Origin of the sequence: Adlercreutzia sp. DFI.6.23 (genome assembly GCF_024462535.1) — a bacterium.
In the GTDB taxonomy this organism is placed as follows: Bacteria; Actinomycetota; Coriobacteriia; order Coriobacteriales; family Eggerthellaceae; genus Adlercreutzia; species Adlercreutzia rubneri.
Window position 1 is genome coordinate 1 of record NZ_JANGBP010000134.1, and the last position, 423, is coordinate 423.

Below are 423 nucleotides of genomic sequence, written 5' to 3' on the forward strand. Positions count from 1 at the left end.
TACCTGCGCTCCTACTTCGACGAGATCGACCGCCTCTACGGCAGCTTCGCTTCCTACCTGCGCGAGGGCCTGCATCTCACCAACGAGGCGATCGAGAGCCTCCGCGCCCTGGTGGCCTAGAACGCGCTCCAGAAAACGCCTGCGCCCTGGAAGCCGACAGCCCAAAGCTCGGGCGCGCATTTTCGCTTTTGCCCGTGCAAATGCCAGTTCGACCCAGAAAAGGTCGTTTGCGTCTTGCCATAACGGGGTCGAACTGGCATTTCCTTACCATTTCACCCCTTAACTGGCATCGCGCCGGGCCATAACGGGGTCGAACTGGCATTTGCCTCGCGCACGCTGCAAGGAGGTCGGATAAAGACTGACCCGGCGGGCGATCAGAAAGGCGGGAACTATCGCGACAATCGTGGCGGGCAAGGAAGCGAA

1 protein-coding gene is annotated in these 423 nt (G+C 60.8%); it reads left to right on the top strand.

What is annotated here, in order from left to right:
• The first annotated feature begins 3 nt into the window (after positions 1-3).
• Complete coding sequence (locus NE591_RS16350; protein WP_371130607.1) at positions 4-120, top strand: tyrosine-protein phosphatase; 117 nt, start codon at positions 4-6, stop codon at positions 118-120.
• Positions 121-423 lie beyond the last annotated feature (303 nt).